This window comes from Paraflavitalea speifideaquila (assembly GCF_032395985.1).
Lineage (GTDB): Bacteria > Bacteroidota > Bacteroidia > Chitinophagales > Chitinophagaceae > Paraflavitalea > Paraflavitalea speifideaquila.
Genome location: NZ_CP135920.1, coordinates 4210558 through 4233456, shown reverse-complemented (window position 1 = coordinate 4233456; position 22899 = coordinate 4210558). Strand labels below are relative to the sequence as shown.

The 22899-nt window shown below is 46.0% G+C and carries 30 protein-coding genes and 3 pseudogenes; 19 read left to right on the top strand and 14 right to left on the bottom strand.

Annotated features, from left to right (window positions below; genetic code table 11):
* Positions 1-19 precede the first annotated feature (19 nt).
* The 3 genes from RS881_RS28960 to RS881_RS28950 all read left to right on the top strand — a co-directional run bounded on the left by RS881_RS28960 (position 20) and on the right by RS881_RS28950 (position 2406).
* Positions 20-442, top strand: coding sequence for a lactonase family protein (locus RS881_RS28960; RefSeq protein ID WP_350340188.1), 423 nt, complete (start codon positions 20-22; stop codon positions 440-442).
* Positions 443-686: 244 nt separating this feature from the next.
* The gene (locus RS881_RS28955) at positions 687-1376 is read left to right on the top strand and encodes an AlbA family DNA-binding domain-containing protein (protein WP_315824302.1); all 690 of its coding nucleotides are present in this window, start codon (positions 687-689) and stop codon (positions 1374-1376) included.
* A 469-nt stretch (positions 1377-1845) separates the two neighbouring features.
* On the top strand, positions 1846-2406 hold the full coding sequence (locus tag RS881_RS28950) for a hypothetical protein (RefSeq protein ID WP_315824301.1): 561 nt from the start codon (positions 1846-1848) through the stop codon (positions 2404-2406).
* A gap of 190 nt (positions 2407-2596) precedes the next feature.
* On the opposite strand, the gene RS881_RS28945 is transcribed toward RS881_RS28950, so the two are convergent.
* The 9 genes and pseudogenes from RS881_RS28945 to RS881_RS28910 form a co-directional block, all read right to left on the bottom strand.
* Positions 2597-2923: a rhodanese-like domain-containing protein gene (locus tag RS881_RS28945; protein WP_315824300.1), complete on the bottom strand. Its 327-nt coding sequence runs from the start codon at positions 2921-2923 to the stop codon at positions 2597-2599.
* The gene (gene trhO / locus RS881_RS28940; RefSeq protein ID WP_315824299.1) at positions 2920-3621 is read right to left on the bottom strand and encodes an oxygen-dependent tRNA uridine(34) hydroxylase TrhO; all 702 of its coding nucleotides are present in this window, start codon (positions 3619-3621) and stop codon (positions 2920-2922) included. The genes RS881_RS28945 and trhO overlap by 4 nt, the downstream gene beginning before the upstream one ends.
* Positions 3622-4101: 480 nt before the next feature.
* Positions 4102-4556: pseudogene (locus RS881_RS62605) on the bottom strand (DUF5686 family C-terminal domain-containing protein).
* Between the two features lie 102 nt (positions 4557-4658).
* Positions 4659-5970 (bottom strand): annotated as a pseudogene (locus RS881_RS28935) (DUF5686 family protein); the annotation flags it as partial.
* Positions 5891-6469 carry a carboxypeptidase-like regulatory domain-containing protein gene (locus tag RS881_RS28930; protein WP_315824298.1) on the bottom strand — a complete coding sequence of 193 codons (579 nt, stop codon included), beginning with the start codon at positions 6467-6469 and terminating at the stop codon, positions 5891-5893. The gene RS881_RS28930 and the pseudogene RS881_RS28935, both read right to left, overlap by 80 nt.
* A gap of 269 nt (positions 6470-6738) precedes the next feature.
* Positions 6739-7110 (bottom strand): RDD family protein, encoded by a 372-nt coding sequence (locus RS881_RS28925; RefSeq protein WP_315824297.1) that lies wholly within the window; start codon positions 7108-7110, stop codon positions 6739-6741.
* Between the two features lie 112 nt (positions 7111-7222).
* Positions 7223-7486, bottom strand: a complete 264-nt coding sequence (locus tag RS881_RS28920) for a hypothetical protein (protein WP_315824296.1) — start codon at positions 7484-7486, stop codon at positions 7223-7225.
* A gap of 98 nt (positions 7487-7584) precedes the next feature.
* Entirely contained in the window at positions 7585-8661 is a 1077-nt protein-coding gene (locus tag RS881_RS28915; protein WP_315824295.1) for a penicillin acylase family protein, read from the bottom strand.
* 79 nt (positions 8662-8740) lie between these two features.
* Positions 8741-9819: pseudogene (locus RS881_RS28910) on the bottom strand (penicillin acylase family protein).
* On the opposite strand from RS881_RS28910, the gene RS881_RS28905 reads away from it, so the two are divergent.
* Complete coding sequence (locus tag RS881_RS28905) at positions 9757-10062, top strand: hypothetical protein (protein WP_315825065.1); 306 nt, start codon at positions 9757-9759, stop codon at positions 10060-10062. The pseudogene RS881_RS28910 and the gene RS881_RS28905 sit on opposite strands and share 63 nt — an antisense overlap.
* A 729-nt stretch (positions 10063-10791) precedes the next feature.
* Here RS881_RS28905 and RS881_RS28900 read toward each other — a convergent pair.
* Both RS881_RS28900 and bioF read right to left on the bottom strand, forming a co-directional pair.
* Positions 10792-10917: a hypothetical protein gene (locus tag RS881_RS28900; RefSeq protein ID WP_315824294.1), complete on the bottom strand. Its 126-nt coding sequence runs from the start codon at positions 10915-10917 to the stop codon at positions 10792-10794.
* A 550-nt stretch (positions 10918-11467) separates the two neighbouring features.
* Entirely contained in the window at positions 11468-12571 is a 1104-nt protein-coding gene (gene bioF, locus RS881_RS28895) for an 8-amino-7-oxononanoate synthase (RefSeq protein WP_315824293.1), read from the bottom strand.
* A gap of 281 nt (positions 12572-12852) precedes the next feature.
* Here bioF and miaE (RS881_RS28890) point away from each other — a divergent pair, with 281 nt between their 5' ends.
* The 6 genes from miaE (RS881_RS28890) (at position 12853) to RS881_RS28865 (ending at position 15299) form a co-directional block, all read left to right on the top strand.
* Entirely contained in the window at positions 12853-13200 is a 348-nt protein-coding gene (gene miaE / locus RS881_RS28890) for a tRNA isopentenyl-2-thiomethyl-A-37 hydroxylase MiaE (protein WP_315824292.1), read from the top strand.
* Positions 13160-13456: a tRNA isopentenyl-2-thiomethyl-A-37 hydroxylase MiaE gene (gene miaE, locus RS881_RS28885; protein WP_315824291.1), complete on the top strand. Its 297-nt coding sequence runs from the start codon at positions 13160-13162 to the stop codon at positions 13454-13456. The genes miaE (RS881_RS28890) and miaE (RS881_RS28885) overlap by 41 nt, the downstream gene beginning before the upstream one ends.
* Positions 13457-13479: 23 nt before the next feature.
* Positions 13480-14127, top strand: a complete 648-nt coding sequence (gene recF, locus RS881_RS28880) for a DNA replication/repair protein RecF (protein ID WP_315824290.1) — start codon at positions 13480-13482, stop codon at positions 14125-14127.
* Between the two features lie 265 nt (positions 14128-14392).
* Positions 14393-14560, top strand: a complete 168-nt coding sequence (locus RS881_RS28875; protein WP_315824289.1) for a hypothetical protein — start codon at positions 14393-14395, stop codon at positions 14558-14560.
* Positions 14561-14653: 93 nt separating this feature from the next.
* Positions 14654-14992 (top strand): hypothetical protein, encoded by a 339-nt coding sequence (locus tag RS881_RS28870; RefSeq protein WP_315824288.1) that lies wholly within the window; start codon positions 14654-14656, stop codon positions 14990-14992.
* 25 nt (positions 14993-15017) lie between these two features.
* The gene (locus tag RS881_RS28865; protein WP_315824287.1) at positions 15018-15299 is read left to right on the top strand and encodes a DciA family protein; all 282 of its coding nucleotides are present in this window, start codon (positions 15018-15020) and stop codon (positions 15297-15299) included.
* On the opposite strand, the gene RS881_RS28860 is transcribed toward RS881_RS28865, so the two are convergent.
* Positions 15292-16341 (bottom strand): ABC transporter permease, encoded by a 1050-nt coding sequence (locus RS881_RS28860; protein ID WP_315824286.1) that lies wholly within the window; start codon positions 16339-16341, stop codon positions 15292-15294. The genes RS881_RS28865 and RS881_RS28860 overlap by 8 nt on opposite strands.
* Before the next feature lie 31 nt (positions 16342-16372).
* Complete coding sequence (locus RS881_RS28855) at positions 16373-17503, bottom strand: BT_3928 family protein (RefSeq protein ID WP_315824285.1); 1131 nt, start codon at positions 17501-17503, stop codon at positions 16373-16375.
* 351 nt (positions 17504-17854) lie between these two features.
* Here RS881_RS28855 and RS881_RS28850 point away from each other — a divergent pair, with 351 nt between their 5' ends.
* The 8 genes from RS881_RS28850 (at position 17855) to RS881_RS28815 (ending at position 21315) form a co-directional block, all read left to right on the top strand.
* A complete protein-coding gene (locus tag RS881_RS28850; protein ID WP_315824284.1) occupies positions 17855-18553 on the top strand; it encodes a TPR end-of-group domain-containing protein in 699 nt (232 codons plus the stop codon).
* On the top strand, positions 18550-18906 hold the full coding sequence (locus tag RS881_RS28845) for a hypothetical protein (protein ID WP_315824283.1): 357 nt from the start codon (positions 18550-18552) through the stop codon (positions 18904-18906). Before RS881_RS28850 ends, RS881_RS28845 begins: the two co-directional genes overlap by 4 nt.
* A gap of 1 nt (position 18907) precedes the next feature.
* A complete protein-coding gene (locus RS881_RS28840; RefSeq protein ID WP_315824282.1) occupies positions 18908-19315 on the top strand; it encodes a hypothetical protein in 408 nt (135 codons plus the stop codon).
* A gap of 99 nt (positions 19316-19414) precedes the next feature.
* Positions 19415-19843 (top strand): hypothetical protein, encoded by a 429-nt coding sequence (locus RS881_RS28835; protein ID WP_315824281.1) that lies wholly within the window; start codon positions 19415-19417, stop codon positions 19841-19843.
* Positions 19813-20019: a hypothetical protein gene (locus tag RS881_RS28830; protein ID WP_315824280.1), complete on the top strand. Its 207-nt coding sequence runs from the start codon at positions 19813-19815 to the stop codon at positions 20017-20019. The genes RS881_RS28835 and RS881_RS28830 overlap by 31 nt, the downstream gene beginning before the upstream one ends.
* 5 nt (positions 20020-20024) lie before the next feature.
* Positions 20025-20207: a histidine kinase gene (locus tag RS881_RS28825; RefSeq protein ID WP_315824279.1), complete on the top strand. Its 183-nt coding sequence runs from the start codon at positions 20025-20027 to the stop codon at positions 20205-20207.
* A 44-nt stretch (positions 20208-20251) separates the two neighbouring features.
* Positions 20252-20602, top strand: a complete 351-nt coding sequence (locus RS881_RS28820; protein WP_315824278.1) for an ATP-binding protein — start codon at positions 20252-20254, stop codon at positions 20600-20602.
* A gap of 2 nt (positions 20603-20604) precedes the next feature.
* On the top strand, positions 20605-21315 hold the full coding sequence (locus RS881_RS28815; protein ID WP_315824277.1) for a LytR/AlgR family response regulator transcription factor: 711 nt from the start codon (positions 20605-20607) through the stop codon (positions 21313-21315).
* Positions 21316-21350: 35 nt separating this feature from the next.
* Here RS881_RS28815 and RS881_RS28810 read toward each other — a convergent pair whose 3' ends face one another.
* Complete coding sequence (locus RS881_RS28810; RefSeq protein ID WP_315824276.1) at positions 21351-21902, bottom strand: DUF1599 domain-containing protein; 552 nt, start codon at positions 21900-21902, stop codon at positions 21351-21353.
* 94 nt (positions 21903-21996) lie between these two features.
* Between RS881_RS28810 and folP the strand changes: the two genes are divergently transcribed.
* Positions 21997-22824, top strand: coding sequence for a dihydropteroate synthase (gene folP / locus RS881_RS28805; RefSeq protein WP_315824275.1), 828 nt, complete (start codon positions 21997-21999; stop codon positions 22822-22824).
* Positions 22825-22899 lie beyond the last annotated feature (75 nt).

Below are 22899 nucleotides of genomic sequence, written 5' to 3'. Positions count from 1 at the left end.
TGGTGATTATGTATACCTCATGGAAGAATTGAGTGGTAACGTCACTGCCTATGCCTATAACAAGGGTAAACTGCAATTTCTGCAAACGGTCTCTGCTATTAAAGAAGGCTATAAAGGTCCCATTGGCAGTGCCGATATTCATGTATCGCCCGATGGCAGGTATGTGTATGCTTCCAACCGCGGCGAATCGAATGATATTGCCATCTTTGCCATTGATAGATCAACCGGTAAACTCACCCTGAAAGGCCATCAACCAGTATTGGGCAAGGGGCCGCGCAACTTCAGTATCGACCCTACAGGACAGTTCCTGCTGTGCGCCAATCAAACCACCAATGACATAGTGATCTTTAAAAGGGATAAAGAAACGGGCCTGCTGACAGATACGGGCAGGAAGATCGAACTGGACAAACCGGTTTGTTTGAAATGGATACCGGTGAAATGAGTTGATTTACATCATGTAATTTTTAACAACATGCAACCCCGACAAACACATAAGTGTTTGATTTCATCACACTTAGCCAAATAAATTCAATTGAAATTCCGTAGCTATCAGTCTTATAGTACCTTGCAAGGGTTTTTTACTTGTACCATGAAGGAGTTGAAACCTTCCTGGTAAATTATTACCAGGATGAAAAATAAAGGCGGTTCACCAGATCAAATCCTTAGAGATTTAAAGAGAATTAAAGATGCTTAAGATCGTTGATAAAATATTAGAACAGGTCCAACAATGTATTGAAGGCAATACCTACAAAGAATTAGAAACAGAGAAAATTGAATTAAAAGACCTTTCAACAGGTGATGATTGGAAGGAGCTTTATAAATCAATTTGTGCATTTCTTAATACGAATGGGGGAATAGTAATAATTGGTATTAACGAAAACGATAAAAATACCGCCTACTCATTTAAGGGTTTCAGTGCTAATAATGAATCAAAGTTAAAAGAGATACCAAAGCAATTTACTTCAGATAGTGGTCAGGTGTTAGACCTTACCGATTATATTCGTCCTGATTTATTTGAAATTCAGGATTTCATGGATGGCAGAGTATGTATTTTATACATTGAAAAACTACCAGAGGATAAGAAATATGTGATGTTTAATGGTATAGCTTACGAAAGAAAACTGACCGGAGACCATAAAATTTTAAAAGCCGAAGTTGAAAAACAAAGGGAGCTGAGAGCTGATCTTGAATTAGCGCGAGAGCTGCGTCAAGTTGAAGATACCAGTCTGGAAAACCTAAGTGTTGACAAACTTAATGATTACATACAGCGGCTGAATCAGGGAATGAAGGTAGAAACATTAAAAGCTGATATACCTTCGGCTAGTTCTTTCCTGGAACGGAAAAATTTGTCATTAATGGTACCCCTACTTTACTAGGCATGCTTGTTTGTGGAACTGACCTGTATGACTATGTTCAGGGACGTTGTCAGGTAGATGGTTTTGTAGAGAGTCCGGTTGACATTGCTGGCAATAAAAAGTATTTAAGGACAATATCATTCCCCTACTTGAAAGTAGTATTGGCTTTGTTTTTACAAACATTTCTACAGGAATTAGCTCCAAACAAGGAGGTTCAACAATTTTTGAATACCCTGAAAGGCTAATACGTGAAACTGTAAACAATGCCCTTGCTCACAGGGATTACAGTGTTAATAAGTTTGTTAATATTACCATCTCTCCCGGAAACCATATAGAGATACGTAACCCTGGTAAATTCAGAAATGAGCAGGTATTACGAATAGAAGGCGATATTCCAATTAGAAGAATTATCCCAATTCCAAAAGCACAAAACCCCCGATTAGCTGACGTATTAAAATCTTTTGACCGTTGGGAAGGCAAGGGGTGGGGCATGTCATCGTTAACCAACTTAGCCTTAGAGAATAAAATAGACATTTCTTATTACATTTTGTATGCCGAGCAAGACATAGGCTTATTCATCAATAAGGGCAAAGTATTAGACGATGAGACAGAATGGTGGTCCAGAAGTTTCGGAGGATATATTTATAGAAAGACTAATGGTCGCGATCTATCCGATGAACAAAGAACTGTATTGTCCTATTTCTATAAATCTGAACGACTGAATAAAATTGAAAAATACACTATTGCTTTAACGCCTGACAACAACCATTTTGCTGTTATAGCACAACTAGAAAATTGGGGATTAATCTACAAGCATCCACAAAGCCCCGGACTATACCCTGTTTACCTTGTAGACAGGGTGTTAACTAAGTTTGAGTTTATTGATGAGTTAAGAAACATTTATGGAGGAGCCTTTGATGACCTGCCACCCGACTATAAAGATGTCATAAATGTCATTTATCACTTTAATGAGTTTGGCCAAAACATAAAAGACATCAATGCTGCACAAGTAGGGGATTTTTGTACTTCAGAAAGAATCAGAAGGTGTTAGATGTCAAGCATTACAATGATTACAAAAGAAAAGTTAGAAATATCATAAGCAGTCTGACAAAAAAGGGCTAATACAAAAATCAACCGACGTACGCCCCAGTTATAATATAAACGGAAATTTCGTCCGTACCCGGTCTTTATTTGACCAGTAAAATACCTGTGTTGAAGCTGAATCTCACATCTTCAGGGATTCAGTTTAGGACGCAGCCGGGCTTTTGATTTATTAAAGATATTGCTGCCTTTATCAACACCCTTGCGCAATTCTTTTTGTTCTTCGGGGGCAGGTGAATAAAGTCGTGGCATTCCTTGCTGCAGGTGCCTTCGTATTGGCGGGCGCATTCCTCACATTGAATGAAAAGAAGGTGACAACCTTCATTGGCACAGTTGGTATGGTTATCGGCGGGCTTACCGCATTGGTGGCATTTGGCAATTACATCTTCCGTAATACGCTCCCCCAGCCTGTCGTCAAACACAAAATTTTTACCAATAAACTTACTGTCCATCCCCTGCTCTTTCACCTGGCGGGCATAATTGATGATCCCCCTTCGAGGTGAAATACATTTTTAAAGCCATTGTGCAGCATATAGGCGCTGGCTTTTTCGCAACGGATACCACCGGTGCAATACATGATGATGTTTTTATCCTGGTGGTCTTTGAGCATATCCACTGCCATGGGCAATTGCTCACGGAAAGTATCACTGGGTACTTCAATGGCTTTTACAAAATGACCTACTTCATATTCATAGTGGTTGCGCATATCAACCACAATGGTATTGGGATCGTTGAGCAGCTCATTCATACGGGCTGCATTTACATACTTGCCTTTATTACTCATATCGAAAGCCGGGTCAGCAATACCATCGGCCACGATCTTATCGCGCACTTTGATCTTGAGCACCCAAAATGATTTGCCATCATCATCAACAGCAATATTCAAGCGCAGGCCGTTTAAGGCAGGAATGGAATACAGGTACTGTTGCAGGGCTTCGTAATTACTGGCAGGTACGCTGATCTGGGCATTGATACCCTCCCGGGCTATATAGATGCGGCCAAAGACCTTTAAAGCCTGCAGGGCCTTATAGAGCTCATCACGAAATACCTGTGTATCTGGAATGGGGAAATACTGGTAAAAGGAAATGGTGGTCCGGGCTTCGGTTTCCTGGTACAAACGTTCCTTTAATTCCTTCTGGGAGACTCTGTTGTGTAAAATAGCCATGGGTAAAATTTTGTGACCGTATGCCTGACAGTCAAAATTTTGAAACGGTGCAAAGGTAGTGAAGAAGTCGGGAAGTCGGAAAAGCCGGAAAAGCCGGGAAGCCGGAAAAAGAAGTTGTATTGCCTGTTATTTCCGGACGATATAAAAAAGAGGCCCGGATAAAGATCCAGCCCCGTTTTCAAAATCCAATATCCTATGAAAAACCGATATAGGTATTTCAATACCCATGCCAGCTTATTTTAAAGGGGAAATAGCCTTTCAGCCCGCTGAAACACTCCCAGCCTGGGACAGATTTTCTGGAATTGGGAAAGTAAACTTTACTCCGGCAGCCGGATAGCTCCACCCAATAAGCCACCCAGGCCGATACGGAGGCCTACCTGGCCTTTGTTGCCATTGTGATAGGAAGCAACCACATCCACCCTGAATAGTTTCAGGATGTTTTCAATCCCCCGAATACTTCTACGTAGTTATTATCCTTGTTCACAAAAAGGCATTGCCCCCGCCTACCAGGTGCCAGTTCAGTCGTTTGAATAAAGGGATCTTATTGGTCAGGAAACCATTGAAATGATGTTCCAGGTGCCCCACCGCATAAAATGATTCAGTGGTACTGTTCTCATAATAAGGAGCCAATTGGAAGCTATTGAGGTAACGGCTGGCAAAGATGAGCTGGTTGCCATTGAAATGCTGGTAATCCTGGATAGACACTTTGCGGTCGTTGATAAAACCACCAATACTAAAACGGTACTTCATAGCGCCGCGCAGTTTGAAATTCATATCATCCCATATAGAAAAGGTCCACTTGTCAAAATCCACATCACTGCCCAGTACCTTATCCAATCCTTTTTATAGGAGGCGGCAAAAGTGGGGTATTTAGAACCGATGGGAAACTTGTTATTGGGATACTGGATGTACCGTTGGCCGGGTTGGAACTGCAGGTTGATGCTGGTAATAACTGCCTGGTGACGGGCAAACTGCGCCGGTATTTTTCTACCGGATAATTGGCTGTAAATATTTTGTTCCTATCCTTGAAAATAGAGAAGTCAGTGGTATTCTCCAATGGTATACGGTCTTCGTACAATACATCGGCTGTAATACGCAGGTCATTGTCAAACCGCTTGGTAAAGGCCAGGCGACCGAAGTAGTTCTCGTAGATCTTCATGTAATTGCGCCTGTTGAACAGGGTATACAGGCTGTTCAATAAAGGCGAAATAGGGTTATCCTGGTTAAACTGGCTGATCCTTTTACCGCCCGTGGCCGTCCATACCGTTCGGCTGGTAGTACCGCCATCCTGATCCCAGGTAAAGGCCCGTTTCCACCACTGCAGGGTAGCCCAGGCATTGAAATGCTGGTTGCTAAGGCCATAGCGGATATGGGGCGTAAAGCTAACCTGTTGTTTTATTTTGGGGAATGAGCGTTGTATAGTGGCTTCTGCATTAAGCGCCAGCCCTTCTACCGTATTGTACTGCACCTGTGGCAGTAAAGCTTTCCAGGTAAACCGGGTGGGACTTTTAGGGTTGTAATTATAATGGGAGTACCCACTATATAATACTTTCATAACCGTGAGCTTCCCCTGTTTCTTACGCATAGAATCGGTATAGGCTTTGGTCCACACAGAATCGCGCCGGTAGGCCATCATACTGTCTTTGATCTTATAATCCTTTACTTCTTCCAGTTCCAGCTGTACGGGGCGTATGGAGTCCCAATAAGCTTTTGATTTCTTATTGACAGCAGTATCGTATTTGATCACCACATTGTTGAAATACTTCTTATTGAAGCTGGGATTGACCTCATACTTGTTGTAAACGTTCAGGAAATTGCCCACGGCATCAATACCCATTAAATTAAAGGTGAAGTATACCACCTGGTCCTTGGTTTGCCACACGTCTTTGGTAACCGGTACATGGATCTGTTTGATGCGCATGGTATCCAGTATTTCCAACTGCGATTTTTGGTCAGCGTCAGCTCCAGGCTATGAATACGCCAGTCACCCTCGGTAATATTGATGGTACCATTGAACAGGGGTTCGTAATTGCGGCGTGCAATCACCTGTACCTGGTTGATCTCTTTGCCATCTTCCCAAAAGGAGCCCAGGTATTTGTAAGCATAAAAGCCCATGGCGCCATCTGCAATGGGAGATACAAACCCACGGGGGTTGAGCTGGGCTGTAAATACGTTGACATTGTCGTTATAGAAATTGATAAAGGTGGGAAAGTTAAAACCATAACCAGTGGAACCGCTTTCGCGGCCCGACAATACTTCGAGTTTTATTTTATTGGGCTTTTTGAAGGCAATTTTGGTCAGTGATTCGGACAGGTGAATAATGCCTTTGCCGGCTGAGTCCACTCCCATGTCCTTTTATCATTGTCTTCAATCTTTTGGCCAAATAGTTTCTTCGGCAGTTTGCGGGTCTTGACAAGTGTTTTGATATAAGCTTCGCAGGTAAAGGAATCCAGGGGGCTAGGTAGTTCTTTTTGGCGCGGATGGCATTGCGGATGATCTCATAGGCGGGATCTTCGGCATTGGCCCGTACCACCACTTCTTTCATGGTGGTTTGTTGTATCGAAAGTTCAAAGTTGAGGGTCAGGCTGCTACTGGTTACAGTAACCGTTTTTTCCACCCTGGAATAACCCACATACTGACAGGTGATGGTGTAGGTGCCGGGAATGAGGTCAAGAAAATAGCTTCCCTGGCTATTGGTGGTGGTACCGATGGTAGTGCCTTTTACGAGGATGGAGGCATAGGGTAAGATATCGCCTTGTTGATTCTTTACGTTGCCGGTTACGCGGCCGGCCTGTGCCGCAAAAGAAAAAAGCAATAAGGTAGTTAAATAGAGTAAGGTCTTCTTCATAGCAGTTCTTGTGGCGCGAAAATACTGGCTTTCGGCTCACGAACAGCAAGGAGCTTGCCTGGTTAATTAAGTTTTAACAAATGGCAAGGGGAAGTGGTGAGTAACGAGTGGAACGATTACTTAGCAAGCGAATAGTACACTCCTCTGCGAAACGCTAAGCCTCTATCACGATGGTTTTGGCTACCAGATCGCCTACACGTTGTTTTTTGCTGCTGTTAGAGGCAACGAGCAAGCCCACAATGCCGAGAAATGGAAAGTAGTCTATTATATCAAACAAATGACGAACTAAACCTGCAGAATAATCTAATTTGGTTCCCCATAGTAGCAGCCCGGACTTTGAAGATCACCTTTCCGATGGTTTGTCCATCGTTAAGCATTTCAATCAGTGGCAGGAGGATAAACCAGGCAAGTACTATGACAAGAAAACCAGGACCGCCCGATAAGGTATAAGTTATATTTCCTTCGGCATCTGAAATTGGCTCACCCAGACAATAGGTTATTACTCCCACGATAATTAAAAATAGGGTATAGTCGACAGCGGCGGCAAGCCAACGCTTGGTTTTGCGGGCGAGGCGAAAGGCAGGCTCATCTGTTAAAAATCTTCCTTGGGGTGTGGTTGGAGTTGGTACATGGACAGACAAATGAAGGGATTATGTTATAAAGCCATTTGCTTCCTCTATTTCTTGCGCACATAACTTCCTGTAAGGGCGGCAAAGCCGGCTACGAGGGCGGCTACCAGGGCAGTGATCAGGATTAACAGCATATAAGAACCACCCAGGGAAATACCTGCGCCATTTTTTGGGAAAGGAGGTGCTGGTTCTTCATATCAATAAGGGTAGCCAGGATGCCCCACAGGAGAAACAAACCAAGGAAACCGGCCAGCCAGGCTTTCCAGGGCTTTTGGGGTATGCACACAGCTACAATGAAAGCAGCCAGGGCAAGGCTCCACCAGCCCAAATACAGGCCGGCAGCAAAACTCAATAAAGCAGTGAGTATAATGGCAACGATGAATTTCATCTGTTTAATTTGAGAATTTGAAAATTTGAGAATTTGAAAATGGAAAGCAACATCAAACAGGAACCATTAGCACATTTTCAAATTAGCTAATTACCACATTATTTACTAAAGTTCATGGTGTATTTCACACCGGGGCCCTTGCCTTCACTTTCGGTCATCACCCACAGTACATTGTACTCACCAGCCGCCCATTTGTCTACAAAATTGTCGTAATACTTACTACCGGGATTCCCTTGTTGACCGCCGGGATAAACGCCCCAGGCTTCGGTCTTATCAGTCAGGTGAACGATCATACGCCAACTAGGACCATGGTATTGTTTGGTAGCATTGATCACCGATTCACCGCCGCCCACATTGAGGTGCAGCTTGCCCAGCGGGGCTATCTTACGCAGCAGGTGGCGCAAACCGGTATCCTTGAATTTACCCCAGGTGAGTTTTCCTTCGGCATCCGCTCTTTTGAGTACGGGTACTGCTTTTTTGAAAGCGGTGGTAACCACATCGGCAATGGTTTCTTTTGCCGGGGTATTGATATTGTCGACAGGCGCAAAAGCCGAATCGTTTATGAGGGCTTCCACCAGGGTATAGGTCTCGGGTAACTGGATAGGTTTGGGAGCTACTTCCAGTTCATCGCTCCATACTTCGGCTTCCAGGTCTTTGAACCAGGTATCAAAAATAGCCACGCCTTTTTCATCTGGATCATTGCGCAGGTTCCAGGAACGCATGATCTCCAGGTAAGCCTTTTCTTCATTGGTCAGCATGTGTTCATTTACATACTTTAATAAGATCGGGCGGGCGGTTTCGGCAAATACATTGAGGTTTTCGGTTTGCAGTTTTTTCATGTCATCTACCGTAACGGCATTTGCGTTGCGCAGTTGCCGGTTGATGACCACACTCCGGTACAGGTTATAGCTACCACCCAGGTAATAGGGGTAGGCCGAATCGGCCGGCACCTGGTTGGCGCTGCTTACAAAATCACCGCCGGGAAATACATGGGGGTTTTCCTGCTGGGGAATATCGTACTGCCACATATAACTGCTGTCGGTACCCGGCATCACAAAATCGCCCTGCTGTTTCCATTTGGCCGGGAATTGGCCTTGCTGCCAAATAGCGATGTCATTGTCTTTGCTGGCAAATACAAAGTTTTGTCCGGGGCAGGTAAAGTTTTTTATAGCCACCAGGTAATCGGTATAGCCCGTGGCTCTATTGAGCAGGTAAAAGTTTTGAGTTCATTGGAGCCATCATGGGCTTTCCATTTTACAGCGAGGTTGGCGGCTTTTTAGCGCGGCCAAAACCATCGAAGGAAGCATCGTATTGTACCGGGCCGAAGATGGTATAAGCCACCGTGTCTGCGACAGTGTTTCCTCCTTTGATCTTAAACTCTTCTGTTTTTAATTGGGCAGGTTTCCAGGCGCTGTCAAACCAATACTCCTGTTTGGAGTCGTCTTTAAAGCGGATGACATAATAATCTTTTACATCGCGGTGGGAATTGGTAACGCCCCAGGCGATCTGATCATTAAATCCTATGATGATGGTGGGAGAACCGGGGAAGCTGGCCCCATACGCATTGCTTTGTGGTGTATGGAGCTGCATTTCAAACCAAAGGGAGGGCAGTGACAGGGTAAGATGGGGATCGCTACACAAAATGGGCCTGCCGCTTTGCGTTCTTTGTCCACCCACAGCCCAGTTATTACTGCCATTGTCTTTATCCGGTTTATTCAGCAATGCCAGGGCTGCACTGTCCTTCCACTGAAAATACAAGGAATCGGCTGAAGCGGGGGCTACGGGATGCACACCAGCCGGCTGGAACACGGTTCCTTTGGGCACAATGGGCGCCACAGAATCGGGTTGGGTAAGCGGATAGAACTTATTGAACATTTCCCGGCTAAGGGCGGCTTTGGCATTGGTAAATTCAATATCGGTTTCATTGCCCGACAGGTCGTAGCTCATGTATTTGAGAAATAGGGCCGATTTGAGGTTGGTCCAATGTTCGGGGCGGTAATTGAGCAGGCGGTATTCGAGGGGCAGGGTGCTGGAGGTGAGTTGATCGATATAGGAATTAACACCCGCGGTATAAGCATCCATCGCTTTTTTGTGCTGGTATCGTTTTCCATTACCTGCAGGGAGTTGTTGGCGCCATATAACATCCCAATGCGGCGCATATTGCGGTCGAAGGTGAGGATCACCTCATCATCACCCTTTCCCAATATTTCGGTGAGGCGGCCTGCGGCGGCATGGGTTTGAAACTCCATTTGCCACAAACGGAATTTCGCATGCAGGTATCCCTGAACGAAATACAGGTCCTCATCATTTTGGGCAAATACGTGGGGCACCATCCGGTCGTCAAAGTATACCGTTGTTTGCTCTTTCAACTGCGGCAGGTGCAAAGTGGTATTGTAATCCTGATCTGCAGGTTCGGCGTTTTGCCAGAAGCCCTCCTGCGGGCTAAGGAAGCCGCCCAGGGAGGAATGCTGCCGAATGGCATGCTCAATGCTGTGACCAAACCTGTTGTCACAACAGCGGATATTAGTGTTGGAACGAGTTTCATACTACCGGAAGGGTTTAAAGAAATCGTTTAAAAGTAACACGAACTGGTAATACCACAAAATTGTATTGTGGGGCATGTAATAAGGGTGCAATTTTACAGCAGAGTTTGAGGGAACATTTAAACAGTCGTCGTTTTAATCGAACGCCTTTATGAAACAAGGTGGCTTATTGTCATCGAAAACCGGTCCCTCGGGACCGGTTTTTAAAAACTCCCGAACAGTCAGAACTTACTTATATCGGTCATAGGTTGCTAAATCGGTCGTAAATGAACCGGCCCTCAGCGGGCCGGCTTTCCATATCCGGCCATTCCTTACAAGTAACTCACGTTTAGCGATATAGGCTAAACACTTGTTATTATAATTTATTCGTGTTGTTATTTGCATTTTTAATGGGCCTGCATTACCTTGCGCCTGTATCCAATTCCTAATCCCCAAATCTTCGTTTATGAAAAGATCGTCTACTCCCAAAATCAACATCTTCCGTCTTAAAAAGTTAGCTGGTATTACCCTTGTCTGCTGCATGTTTGTAGTAGGATTGGTAGTTTAAGTAGCCCGCTTTCCCCAACAAGCTATGTACTAACCCTGATGCCTGGCCCTTTTTGGAATGCCAGCAGCTATTTTTGCCTGCCCCTCATCCCTGGGCTTAGAAGGCAAATTTTACAACCATGAACACCGCCAGGCCTGCCTCATGAGGAGGTAGCTACCGCAGGCTTTGCTTTTGTTCCGGTTGACTGCCGGTATACTTTCTTACCTGCCAGTTATTTACATTATTTTACCAGCCCCCTCCACTGGTACGGCTTCCTTATTGCCTATCTCCCCTCCCTTTTTATCGGCCACTATTTCAAGCATTTTTCGTAACTTATAGGTAGTTCTTTTCATATTCCTCACCTCAAAATGGTTTGCTATGAAAAATCAGCTTGTCATATCCTTGCATTATTACTGGTTCCATGGCTGGCCTGCAATGACCAGTCGGCCCACGAAAATGCAGCACCGATCGCCTCCCCACTCCCGAAGCTGCGATGATCCTGCCCGAAGTAAAAGATACTACACTGCCCAGCGGACGTAAGAATACCTACCTGGTAGGCCTACGAAACAAACCCGGTTTTTTGTTGAGCGTGGCAGCTTCCCAGCCGGATACAAAGGATTACCACATATTCACAACGGCGATCTGTATGTAACGATCATTAAAGGATCGGCCCATATTGGCCTGGGCAATCGCTTTGATTCCTCAGGCAATGTACCGGTATATGGTCCGGGCAGTTTTATTGTTATTAAAGCCGATCAGCCGCACTATGAATGGTTCACAGAATCCTGCCTGATGCAGATCGAAGGCATTGGGCCGAATGAAACGTTTTTTGTGAAGTCGGAAGACGGAAAGTCCGGAAGTCCGAAAGTTCAATAGTGTCGCATTGGCACAGTTCTCAGATTGTAGGCCTACCTATTCAACAGAAAGTAATTGTTGGAGCTTTTCTAGTTCTTGAAGTGTATTAAAAGCATGTAATACGATCCTTAACCTTTCACTGCCCCTGGGCACGGTAGGATATAAAATGGGCCGTACATCCAGACCAGCCGACTGTAGCCGGCCAGCCACTTCTTTTACCTGATCATTACCAGGAATGATGACTACTTGAATGGGGGTATCGGAAGGAAGTTTTTGGTAAGCAAGGGGAGTTTGTTGAAACAAGGTAACCAGTCGTTGCAGGTGGTTTCTTTCGGCCTGCATAGCAGGAAAGAGCTGGTAAGCGGTTTCAATGGCTGCCACACTGATTTCGGGCAAGGCGGTGGTATAAATGAAGGGACGGGAAAAATTGATGAGGTACTGACGCAGGGTTTCACTACCCAATACCACCGCTCCATGGCAACCTACGGCTTTACCAAAGGTATGGATACGGGCAAAACAGTTTTGTTGCAACCCGAGTGGCTGTACCAACCCTTCGCCCATTGAGCCTGCTACTCCTGTAGCATGGGCTTCGTCAACAATAAGGTGGGCCTGGTATTGGTTGCAAAGCCGTACCATTTCTTCCAACGGCGCCTTGTCGCCATCCATTGAAAATACCGATTCGGTTACTACAAAGATATTCCCCGTGGCAGTTTGCAGCCTGCTTTCCAATACAACCAGGTCGTTGTGTGGAAAGGAAAAAGACTGGGCAAAACTTAAGCGGATACCATCACGCAGGGAGGCATGGCTCAAGGCATCATAAATAATGGTATCGCCCCGCTGAGGTACGCAACTTAATAAGCCCAGGTTGGCATCATATCCCGAATTGAACAACAAGCCCGCCGGCGCTGCATGAAAAACTGCGAGGGATCGCTCTAATTGCTCTACCCGTTGATAGTTGCCCGCCAGCAAACGGGAACCACCGGAACCATGTGGCAATGGCGGCACAGCATTATCCATCTTTTTCTCCAGCAACCCCTGGTGAATAATGCCCAGGTAATCATTGGAACAAAAGTCGGTTTTACCATCGGGTAAACGGAGTGTACGGAAAGCCTGTGCTGCTTTTCGTTCATCGAGCTTTTTATGGAGAAAGTTGTCGTTCATCTGTTGATCCCTGATTGGTATTTCAAATCCGGGGACAAAGGTAAATATTCGAGGTGACACCTTTCATTTGCTTTGCAAGCGAAAGGTGTCACGGCTTTCCTGATGAAAGTGAGCCACTCTACAGCGCTGCACCGGCAGGGCTTCAGAGCGACCCGCCTTTGTATCTTGCGCCAGAGCAGCTGCGAAGGGCGGTTGCGGGCTGGGAGCGTTTTTGCCCGCGACTTGTAGCCCGGGGCTCGCAGCTTTTCCACAGCTCCCCGCTTTTTCTTTAATTTGCGGCCATGGAAACGAATGACGTAAAGAATATCCTGGGATTGCACCTTCCTACGGATCCACGCTGGGTTGACCTGGCAGCGATCTCGCTGGAGGATATCCTCACGGACCATGCCTATTGCGAACAAAAAGCAGCTACCAGCTGCATATCACTCATTCAACGCTATAGTGACCGGGACAAACTGGTACGCGAACTTTCACCGATCGTCACAGAAGAATGGGGACATTTCAGGCTGGTGCTGGCCGAACTGGACAAACGCAAGCTGAAATTGGGCAAACAACGGAAAGATGAATACGTCAATGAACTGATGAAGTTTGAAAAGAAAGGGGGGCCCGGAAGAACGTTTCCTGGATAAACTCCTCATTTTTGCCTTGATAGAAGCACGTAGTTGTGAACGCTTCAAACGGCTGAGTGAAGGACTGGAAGACCCCTACCTGCGCAATTTCTACCGCCGGTTCATGGAAAGTGAAGCGGGACACTATCACCTGTTTATTGAACTGGCCGATACCTATCTTGACAAAGCCCAGGTTCGTAAACGCTGGCAGGAATGGCTGGCCTATGAAGCCAACATCATTAATAACCTGGCTGTACGGGGCGACAGGATGCATTAGATTTTCGATTGTATATTGCGTTCTTGTTAAAGCTGGATTCCATATCACTGGTACAATTTAAGAACTACAACCAGGCTTCTTTTACTTTCAATGACCGTATTATTGGTATTGCCGGTAAAAACGGGGTGGGTAAAACCAACCTGCTGGATGCCCTGTACTATTGCTGTTTTACCAAAAGTTATTTTGCCCGGTCGGACGGTCAGAACGTTTTACGGGGAGCTGGCGGTTTCAGGATAGAGGCGCACTTCACTTTACAGGACGAACCGTTGAAAGTAGTTTGCATATTGCGTGAAACGGGTAAGAAGGAATTCCTGGTCAATGACGAACCTTACGAAAAGCTAGCGCACCATATTGGCAGGCTGCCCTGTGTAATCATTGCCCCCGACGATATACAGATCATTACGGGAGGCAGCGAAGAACGAAGGCGATTCCTGGATGTTTTGCTCTCGCAACTGGATGCCACTTACCTGCAACAATTGATAGATTATAACCGGGTATTACAACAACGCAATAGTTTTCTGAAATCACTGGCCGAAAGAAGGCTGCATGATACGAGCTTATTGGACGTTTACGATGAGCAATTGAGCCGATACGGGCACTATGTATTTGAGAAAAGAAAAATTTCCTGCAATCATTCATTCCTGCAGTACAAACCTTTTACCGGCAAATAGCCGGCACCACAGAAGAATTGGATATTATCTATGAAAGCCAGTTACTGCATTATTCTTTCTCCGACTTATTTTTCCGTTTCCGGGAAAAGGATATGCTGTTGCAACGGACTACAGGAGGTATTCACAAGGATGACCTGGACATACAACTGCAAGGACAATCTTTTAAGCAGATCGCTTCGCAAGGGCAACGGAAAAGTTTGCTGTTTGCACTCAAACTCGCTGAATTTGAAGCCTTAAGGTCAGCCAAAGGGTTTTCCCCCTCCTATTGCTGGATGATGTATTTGAGAAGCTGGACGAACAACGCATGCACAACCTGCTAAGCCAGGTATGTGTAGAAAACGAAGGACAGTTATTTATTACCGACACGCATGAGGAACGCATCCATAAACATTTCAGCAATATTGTCAATAGTTTTCAGATAATTTGCCTTTGATCAATTATCAACTCCACCGCAAGGAAAAAGTGGTTTTACCCGTCTAAAAATGGCGTTTAAAACGTATATTACAATAGGAGAAGACGATTGCTTATGACTATTGAATCTGTTATAGCGTTTCTGGAAGAAACGAACGACCCCGCAGTAGCTTATTTTTCGTATACCACTGATGAAGCAGGTGAATCAGGCGCCATTAGTGCCAATAAAGAAGGACTGCGACTCTATGCCCTGGAGCTACTCAAAAAATCCCTTGAAATTGAAAGAATACCTGCACAAAGCAGCCTGGCATTTTGCCCGCGGGAATGGATGGTGAGTGAAACGGGCTACAACCTGATCAACTGTGTACGTCCTCAATACCATTCGCGTGAAACAATCCTGTCGGTCATTGAACCTGCCCGATACAGATCACGCGATCCTAAATTTGAGTTGTAAGCTGATTTCTTACTAACTTGCACCCATGGGAGAGTATTCAATGAGTGATGCGCTGAAGCATTTTATGCGTAACCCGCGTATCAAAGGATCTATGCAGGCATTGCAAATTGAAGATGTGTGGGAACAGATCATGGGCAAAACCATTGCCAAATACACAGATAAGATACAGATCTACGGCAGTACTTTATATATCACCACTACAGTAGCTCCACTCAAACAAGAATTACTTTACCAGAAAGAGCAGATCATTCAACGCGTTAATGAAACATTGGGTGAAAACACAGTGAAAGAAGTAGTGATCAAGTAAGCCGAACGCGTGGGTCTACTACTCCATACAATACATCGGCCAGGATATTCACCAGAATAAAGAAAAATGAAGTGATGAGGACAGAACCCATTACTACGGGGAAGTCCAGTTTTTCCAGGGCATCTACGGTTACTTTACCGATGCCTTTCCATCCAAAAATATATTCTACAAAGAAGGCACCTGCCAGCAATTCGGCAAACCAACCTGTAATGGCCGTGATCACCGGGTTAAGGGCATTGCGCAAGGCATGTTTCCAGATCACCGTTCTGCGGGTAAGCCCCTTGGCATAAGCCGTGCGTATGTAATCTTGATTCAATACATCGAGCATGGAACCACGGGTAAGCTGGGTAATTATGGCCAGGGGGCGAATGCCTAAGGTAAAAGCCGGCAGGATCAGGTTCTTCAATTGCAAGGCGCGGTGCCAGTCCGGCGGTGCGTTATCGAATAAGGTGCCGGTCATGTTAAGCCCCGTATAATCACTAAGCACAAACCCAAAGAGGTAGGCGATAATGATACCCATGAAAAAAAGAGGGTGCCGAAATACCCAGTACACTGGTAAAGATGGCCGAGGTATCCATCCAGGTATCTTTTTCACAGCAGCAATCACCCCCAGGGGTATACCCAATGCTATAGCAATAAAAATAGCAGCCAGGGCCAGCACCAGGGTACCTGGCAAGGCCTCCATCAATACCTGCCACACATCTTTCTTGGTTTGATAGGAACGACGCAGGTAAGGCACTTTCAATCCCACTTTGGTTTCACTGCCCACAAACCAACCCTTTAATTGTTTCTTTTCTATTTCCTGCCGGGTATGTATTGCAATGGGCGACACATCATTAAGGTATAGGGTAAATTGTTTCCAAACGGGCTGATCCAGGTACAGCTCTTTGCGGATATTATCACGGGTAGCTGCATCGGCACTTTGGCCCAGCATAAGCCGGGAAGGATCGCCAAATCCCTGAAACAGGAAAAACACCAACACTACTACACCCAGCATGACCAGGAGGCCGTATAATAGTCGTTTGGTAAAGTATCTGATCAATGTAATAGGTGTTAGGATTTAGCTACTTGTTTTACTGTGCAGGTAAGGTTAAGATTACCGGCAATGCTTTATCCAGGTCGGCATAGGACCATTTATTCAGAATGGTGCCTTTTTTGATCAGGAATAAAGCCGGGTTGGTGCGGGCAGCAGTTTTAATAGCTACCGGGTCACAACTCAATGGCAGTAATTTACTGAATACACCAGGAGAGCCCTCACTGTACAACTCCTGTAAGGGCATACTGGTGACCAGGAAACCCCTGATATTCTTTTCGGTGGCCGACTGCAGGATCACCTCCAATGTTGCGGGCCAGTTGCCCTTGTTGTAATCATTGCGCAGGAACAGGTAAAGCTGGTAATGGTCGTCCTGCAGCAGGGCCTGGGTTGTATCGTTCTTATAAAAAGTTTGCAGTGAAAAGTCCTTGATCTTTGCTATTGCATTGCCTTTGCGCACCAGTTTGTCATAGCGTTTTACAAACTTGTAGAGCGAATCATCAAAGTCGTCGGGAAACTGGTCGGCAGTAAATTCTACTTCTTTGCCTTCTTTGGTATATACAAAGCTAATGACGGTGCTATCGGGAATGGCGCCGGCAGGCACTTTCATTTCCTCGGCTATATTATTGCCCACTTTATAAGGCAGGCAATCTACTACAGGCAGGTGCTGAAGTACAAACCACTGAAAAGCGAAAGAGAATATGGTGGTAAAGAAAAGAATAACGAGGCTGCTGAGGGTAGGCAGGGCCGGCTTGATCTTATTACGGAAAAGGAAGATGATCCCGATCAATACCAGCAAAAGGAGGTCCTTCATAAAGGACTGGTCGGCGGTTAAAGGGATACAGTCGCCAAAACAGCCGCATTCGCGTATTTTCCCGGAGAATAGCGCATAGCCGGTGAGGAAGGTAAAAAAGATGATCAGGAGCAAGAGCAGCCAGCTGAACAGGCGCATTTGCCAGCCAACCAGTACAGCTACACCGGCAATGATCTCAAAAGCAATCATGGCCACCGAAAAGGCCAGGGTATAATTGTCGAGGAATCCCCATCCCCAGATCTCAAAAAACTCCTGCATTTTGTAACTAAGGCCCAGGGGATCATTGGCTTTCACCAACCCGGAAAAGATAAACAGTACGCCTACGATGATCCGGGATATGGTAAGAAAATATTTCATAAGTGTTTAGGATGCTTGGTAATGGTATGCAAGATAACAAAACCGGATTCTCAATCATCACCCCTTTATTCACAATAGCCTGAATAAACAGGGGTTGGAACCGGAGATTTGTGGCTGAATGATGCCCAATTGATCACCAAAAGCAAAAAATATTATGTTAGGTTACTGGAAAATTATAATGAGTGCCCTGTTATTGCTGGGGCCTTTGCTGTCAAAAGCCCGTCAGCACAGCGATACAGCCTTTGGCGTTTATGCCAGGCAACAGGAAAAGGTATTTGATGGTTTATACAAAAAAGGGAGGCCAACGCTTTTACGGAGCTGCTGCAGACCTGGCAGGAACGGTACCAACAGTTGCCCGGTACAGCCCAAAAGCAATACACCCGTTACCTGGCCAATGCCTATTATAACCTGGCCTGTACACACGCCCTGGTAGGCAATAAACAGGCAGCGCTTGACAACCTGGGGCAATCCATCCGCGCCGGCTATTACAATTATGCGCATTTGATGAAGGATACCGACCTGGAGGGTATCCGGAAGGACCCGGCATTCACCAAACTGGTGCAGCCTTTGCGGGCTACTGGCGACTACCTGTACATCTTACAAAAGGCCAGCGCATATAATAGCAAGGATCAGCGGCCATTACCGGCATTTCGCTATCAGGCAGCCAGCGACAGTAACCTGACGGCGCTGCGCAAGGCTTTTAAGCTGGATTCCATTGCCGGCCGGGGCAACGATGTGAGCCAGGTATTGCAGGTGCTGCATTGGGTACATGAGCAGGTACCGCATGATGGCAATCATGAAAATCCCGCCGTTAAAAATGCGCTGGCGATGCTGGCTGTTTGCCACAAGGAGAACAGGGGGTTAAATTGCCGGGGGCTGGCCACGGTATTGAATGAATGTTACCTGGCGCTGGGTTTTGCTTCGCGGCTGGTGACCTGCCTGCCCAAGGACAGTTTGAAGGTAGATCCCGATTGTCATGTGATCAATGCAGTGTATGTACCTTCGCTCAAAAGTGGATCTGGGCTGATTCTACACAGGACGCCTATGTGATGGATGAAAAAGGGACATTATTAAGTATAGAAGAGGTACGGGAAAGGCTGGTACAGCAACAGCCTTTACTATTGAACCCAACGGCCAATTGGAACCACCAGGTATCTACCACAAAAGAAAACTACCTGTACAACTATATGGCCAAGAACCTCTATATATTGCAATGTCCTGTAAACAGCAGCTGGAATATGGAAAACGCCGAAGCGGGTAAAACCATCCAGTATATTCAATTACTGCCGCTGGCGTACTTTAAACAAGGCCCTGCAGTAAGGGAAGAAAAGAGTCAGCGAACAGGTACCACTTACCAATTTTACAATACCAATAATGCCGCCAGCTTTTGGCAACTACCCTAATATGAAACCACTACTCCTCATTTGTTTGTTTTTTTGCGGGTATATGCCAGGTATGGTAGCGCAGGTGAATTTAAAAATCACCAACCGGGCTCCAGATATAGCCTGGGATAATTACTCGACCTCCTTCCTGGGTGAAGGCAGTGACAGCATTCCACTGATCGTTACGGCTATTCCCTATAATGGGATCTATGACTTTAATGACGGGCATTCAGGAAATACGCCCATGGACATGTCGTTTGAAGGATACCGGTTCCGCTCACAACTGGCCAATACCCGGCAACAGTTGTATACGTATGACTCGGGAGAGGTATACTTCCTGACACCCGGCCTCTTTAAGCATAATGCTGATCAATTTGAATTCAGGGTATTGGAGAACAACCAAAAAGAGATCCAGCCCTGGGGGCGGTAACCACTTTTGTGGATGCTTCCTTACAAATGAATTTTTCCGTACAAAGTTTGATTCCTTGGAGCATTTAAAACAACCTGGGGCAATTACCTGGTAGTTGAATTGCGCAGGAAAAGGGATTCTACTGCGTTTACCAGTGCAGTGGTGTTTTGGCAAACTGCCAAACCAGTATTACAGGCAGTATTCACTTCCCGCGAACTCACGGCCAGGATGCTACGCCTCACAAATGATTACCGAATCGATCAGGACCTTATGGCATCATTAGGCGACGATAAGAATGCCGCTGGTGTGAATAGTCGTAAAGGGCTTCCCAAACATTGGGAGGTAGAGCCGCTGGCAAATGGGTTGATCTTCCAGGTGCAGGCAAGGGTTTACAAAAAGGGGGTATTGGAATACCGGATCACACGCCATGGCCGGCCACTGATGGACTGGACGGGTAATAAAGCGAATAACAGCTATATCTGGATAGACGATCCCGGTCCGGGGATTATGTACTGGAAATGCGCTACCGTAAACAGCGGCACCAGGTAACCTCCTACCCTTTCACGATGCAGCCGGCCTGGTACCAAACCTGGGCATTCCGCATCCTGATGGCGGTGTTATTACTGGCTTCTATTGGCTTCCTGGTAGTGCTGATCAAGCTACGCAGGCAGCGTAAAAAACGGCGGCTGAGCAGGCTAAAAAAAAAAGGTTTGAGCAGGGGCTAAGGTCAATGTATGCCCAACTGAATCCTCATTTTACGTTCAATGCGCTGTCGTCCATACAAGGGCTCATCAATAACAACGATATTAAAGGGGCCAACCGGTACTTGTCGGATTTTGCCAGCCTGGTGCGCCGTTCGCTCGCTGATAGTGAGCAGGCCAGTATCCCCTGCAGCAGGAGCTGCAAACTTTAGAAACTTATCTTACGCTGGAAAAACTACGTTTTAACTTTGCCTTTGTGATCCATTGTACGGAAGAAGTGCCGGTTGCAGAAACCGAGATCCCTTCTTTGCTACTGCAACCATTGGTAGAAAATGCCGTAAAACATGGTGTAGCTTCACTGGGCGAAAAAGGCCTTATCCGGGTAGATGTGTTGCGACAAGGAGATGATATGGTGATCCGCATCAGCGATAATGGTTTGGGGTTTGTAGCAGGTACTGCGGTAGCAGGTTATGGACTGAAGTTGACGAAAGACAGGATCCATTTAATGAATGAAATGGCGGGCAATGAACAGCTACACCTTGGTATTGAAAGTGTACCGCAGCAGGGAACCATTGTTAGATTGTTATTCAAAAACTGGCTGGCATGAATATGATAAAGGCCATTTTAATAGATGATGAGCGCAATAACCTGATCAACTTAGAACAGTTGTTGAAGGCATATTGTCCGGGTGTGGAAGTAGTAGCTACGGCTTTGGATGCCGTGGAAGGGAAAACAGCCATTTTGCAATACCACCCCGATCTGCTATTCCTGGATATACAAATGCCCGGCAAAAATGGATTTGACTTGCTGCGGGAACTACCGGATTATGGTTTTGAAGTGATCTTTGTGACAGCCTATGATCAGTATGCGATACAAGCGGTTCGATTTGCGGCAGTAGACTATTTGTTGAAGCCATTAAACATTGAGGAGCTTCAATTGGCCGTAGGCCGGGCAATTGCCCGGCACCGGGACAAAAAGAAGAACCTGCAACTGGAAAACCTGCTACAACTGTTGCAAGCACAAAAGGAAGAACACCGGATTGCGCTTACCACGATGAAGGAAACGCGCTTCATCCGTACACCGGAGATCGTACGTTGTGAATCATCCAATAATTATACGGTTTTCTTCCTGGCCAATGGTGAAAAACTCACCGCTTCACGCCCCATCTTTGAATATGAAGAATTGCTAAAGGGCTATGGTTTTATCCGCTGCCATCAATCACACCTGGTGAACAAAAAGTATGTAAAAAAGCTGGGTAAAGGAAGATGGCGGCTACCTGCTGCTGGACAATGGGCACCAGGTACCTGTTTCGCGCAATAAGAAAGACATAATGGCCTGGGCATTGAAAATGTGAATTATCCCTTATGTTTTCCTTCATCGATCATGATGAGGGCAAAGATGGAATAATTGATAATATCAACATAATTGGCATCAATACCTTCGCTGATCAGGGTTTTGCCTTCATTGGCCAATATTTGGCGGATCCGCATGAGCTTCATCAGGATCAGGTCGGCATAGCTTTCCTGGCTCATGCCTCTCCAGGCTTCTCCATAATCATGGTTCTTATCCAGCATGGTGTTTTTGGTAAAAGCGATCTTTCCGGCATACAATCTTTCCACTTCTGTAACTGGTAGATCTTCCATGGCACTGTTCTGTAATTCGAGCTGAATAAGCCCTATTACGCCATAGTTCACCATGCCTTTGAATTCGCCGGCAATATCATCTCCTATCCGCTGAGTTCCTTTTTCCTGGATGGTGCGGATACGCTGGGCCTTAATGAAGATCTGGTCTACAATGGAAATGGCCCTAAGCACACGCCAGGCAGTACCGTAGTCTTTGGTTTTCTTAATGAAAATATCCCTGCACGATTGTACTGCTGCGTCGTATTGTTGGTTTGTATTGCTCATAATACCTGGTATCTTCAGGATTCCATATTCGGGCTCCTGTATTCTATATTCTTGCTTTACCTTTAAGCCGCCAAAAATAATGAACAAAGGTTAAATGCATACACTCAATTGTAAAGGCAGGCTGCTGGTGGTGGATAAACCCCTGATAATGGGTATAATGAACACTACCCCGGATTCATTTTATGCGGGCAGTCGCTACCTGGAAACGGAGATCCTGCAGCAGGCGGAGCGCCTGTTAACAGAAGGGGCCACCCTATTGGATATTGGCGGGCAAAGTACCCGCCCCGGCAGCGAGCGGGTGCCTGTAGAAGAAGAACTGAAGCGGGTAACCGGGGCTATCCAGGCTATCCACCAGCGATTTCCGGAGGCAGTTATATCTATCGACACCTACCAATCGCAGGTAGCAGCTGCAGCAGTTGCGGCCGGCGCCTCCATCGTCAATGATGTGAGTGCAGGCAGTATTGATGCGGCCATGATACCCACCGTGGCCCGCCTGCAAGTGCCCTATGTATTGATGCACATGCAAGGCACGCTGGAAACCCTGCGTGAAAAAGCAGTCTACGAAAATATTACCCGCGAAGTATTGGATTTCTTCATCCGACAGGTAGCGCTTTGCCGGGAAGCCGGTATAAAAGACATTATTCTTGATCCCGGGTTTGGATTTGGCAAGAACGATCACCATAACCTGGAGCTGTTGAAAAATATGCGCACACTGCACATGCTGGGACTTCCTGTACTGGTAGGTTTATCACGCAAACGAACGGTATGGAAAACCCTGGGCATTACAGCCAGCGAAGCGCTGAACGGAACCACTGTATTAAATACCCTCAGTTTGCTAAACGGCGCACATATATTGCGCGTTCATGATGTAAAGGAAGCCATGGAAGCGGTAAAGCTGTGGCAGGCGTATGCAGACGCATAACAACCCCAATATGCTAATAAAAAAAATTGCTCTCGTTACAATGGCAATCCTTTTTAAGGAACGAAAAATGGCGAA

Bases quoted from the DNA above. Each gene is read 5' to 3' on its own strand.
- RS881_RS28960 (WP_350340188.1), top strand. From the start codon at position 20: ATGGAAGAATTGAGTGGTAACGTCACTGCCTATGCCTATAACAAGGGT.
- RS881_RS28955 (WP_315824302.1), top strand. From the start codon at position 687: ATGCTTAAGATCGTTGATAAAATATTAGAACAGGTCCAACAATGTATT.
- RS881_RS28950 (WP_315824301.1), top strand. From the start codon at position 1,846: ATGTCATCGTTAACCAACTTAGCCTTAGAGAATAAAATAGACATTTCT.
- trhO (WP_315824299.1), bottom strand. From the start codon at position 3,621: ATGGCTATTTTACACAACAGAGTCTCCCAGAAGGAATTAAAGGAACGT.
- RS881_RS28930 (WP_315824298.1), bottom strand. From the start codon at position 6,469: ATGAAGAAGACCTTACTCTATTTAACTACCTTATTGCTTTTTTCTTTT.
- RS881_RS28920 (WP_315824296.1), bottom strand. From the start codon at position 7,486: ATGAAATTCATCGTTGCCATTATACTCACTGCTTTATTGAGTTTTGCT.
- RS881_RS28905 (WP_315825065.1), top strand. From the start codon at position 9,757: ATGCAGGTATCCCTGAACGAAATACAGGTCCTCATCATTTTGGGCAAA.
- bioF (WP_315824293.1), bottom strand. From the start codon at position 12,571: ATGAACGACAACTTTCTCCATAAAAAGCTCGATGAACGAAAAGCAGCA.
- miaE (WP_315824292.1), top strand. From the start codon at position 12,853: ATGGAAACGAATGACGTAAAGAATATCCTGGGATTGCACCTTCCTACG.
- RS881_RS28870 (WP_315824288.1), top strand. From the start codon at position 14,654: ATGACTATTGAATCTGTTATAGCGTTTCTGGAAGAAACGAACGACCCC.
- RS881_RS28865 (WP_315824287.1), top strand. From the start codon at position 15,018: ATGGGAGAGTATTCAATGAGTGATGCGCTGAAGCATTTTATGCGTAAC.
- RS881_RS28855 (WP_315824285.1), bottom strand. From the start codon at position 17,503: ATGAAATATTTTCTTACCATATCCCGGATCATCGTAGGCGTACTGTTT.
- RS881_RS28840 (WP_315824282.1), top strand. From the start codon at position 18,908: ATGAAACCACTACTCCTCATTTGTTTGTTTTTTTGCGGGTATATGCCA.
- RS881_RS28830 (WP_315824280.1), top strand. From the start codon at position 19,813: ATGCGCTACCGTAAACAGCGGCACCAGGTAACCTCCTACCCTTTCACG.
- RS881_RS28825 (WP_315824279.1), top strand. From the start codon at position 20,025: ATGTATGCCCAACTGAATCCTCATTTTACGTTCAATGCGCTGTCGTCC.
- RS881_RS28815 (WP_315824277.1), top strand. From the start codon at position 20,605: ATGATAAAGGCCATTTTAATAGATGATGAGCGCAATAACCTGATCAAC.
- RS881_RS28810 (WP_315824276.1), bottom strand. From the start codon at position 21,902: ATGAGCAATACAAACCAACAATACGACGCAGCAGTACAATCGTGCAGG.
- folP (WP_315824275.1), top strand. From the start codon at position 21,997: ATGCATACACTCAATTGTAAAGGCAGGCTGCTGGTGGTGGATAAACCC.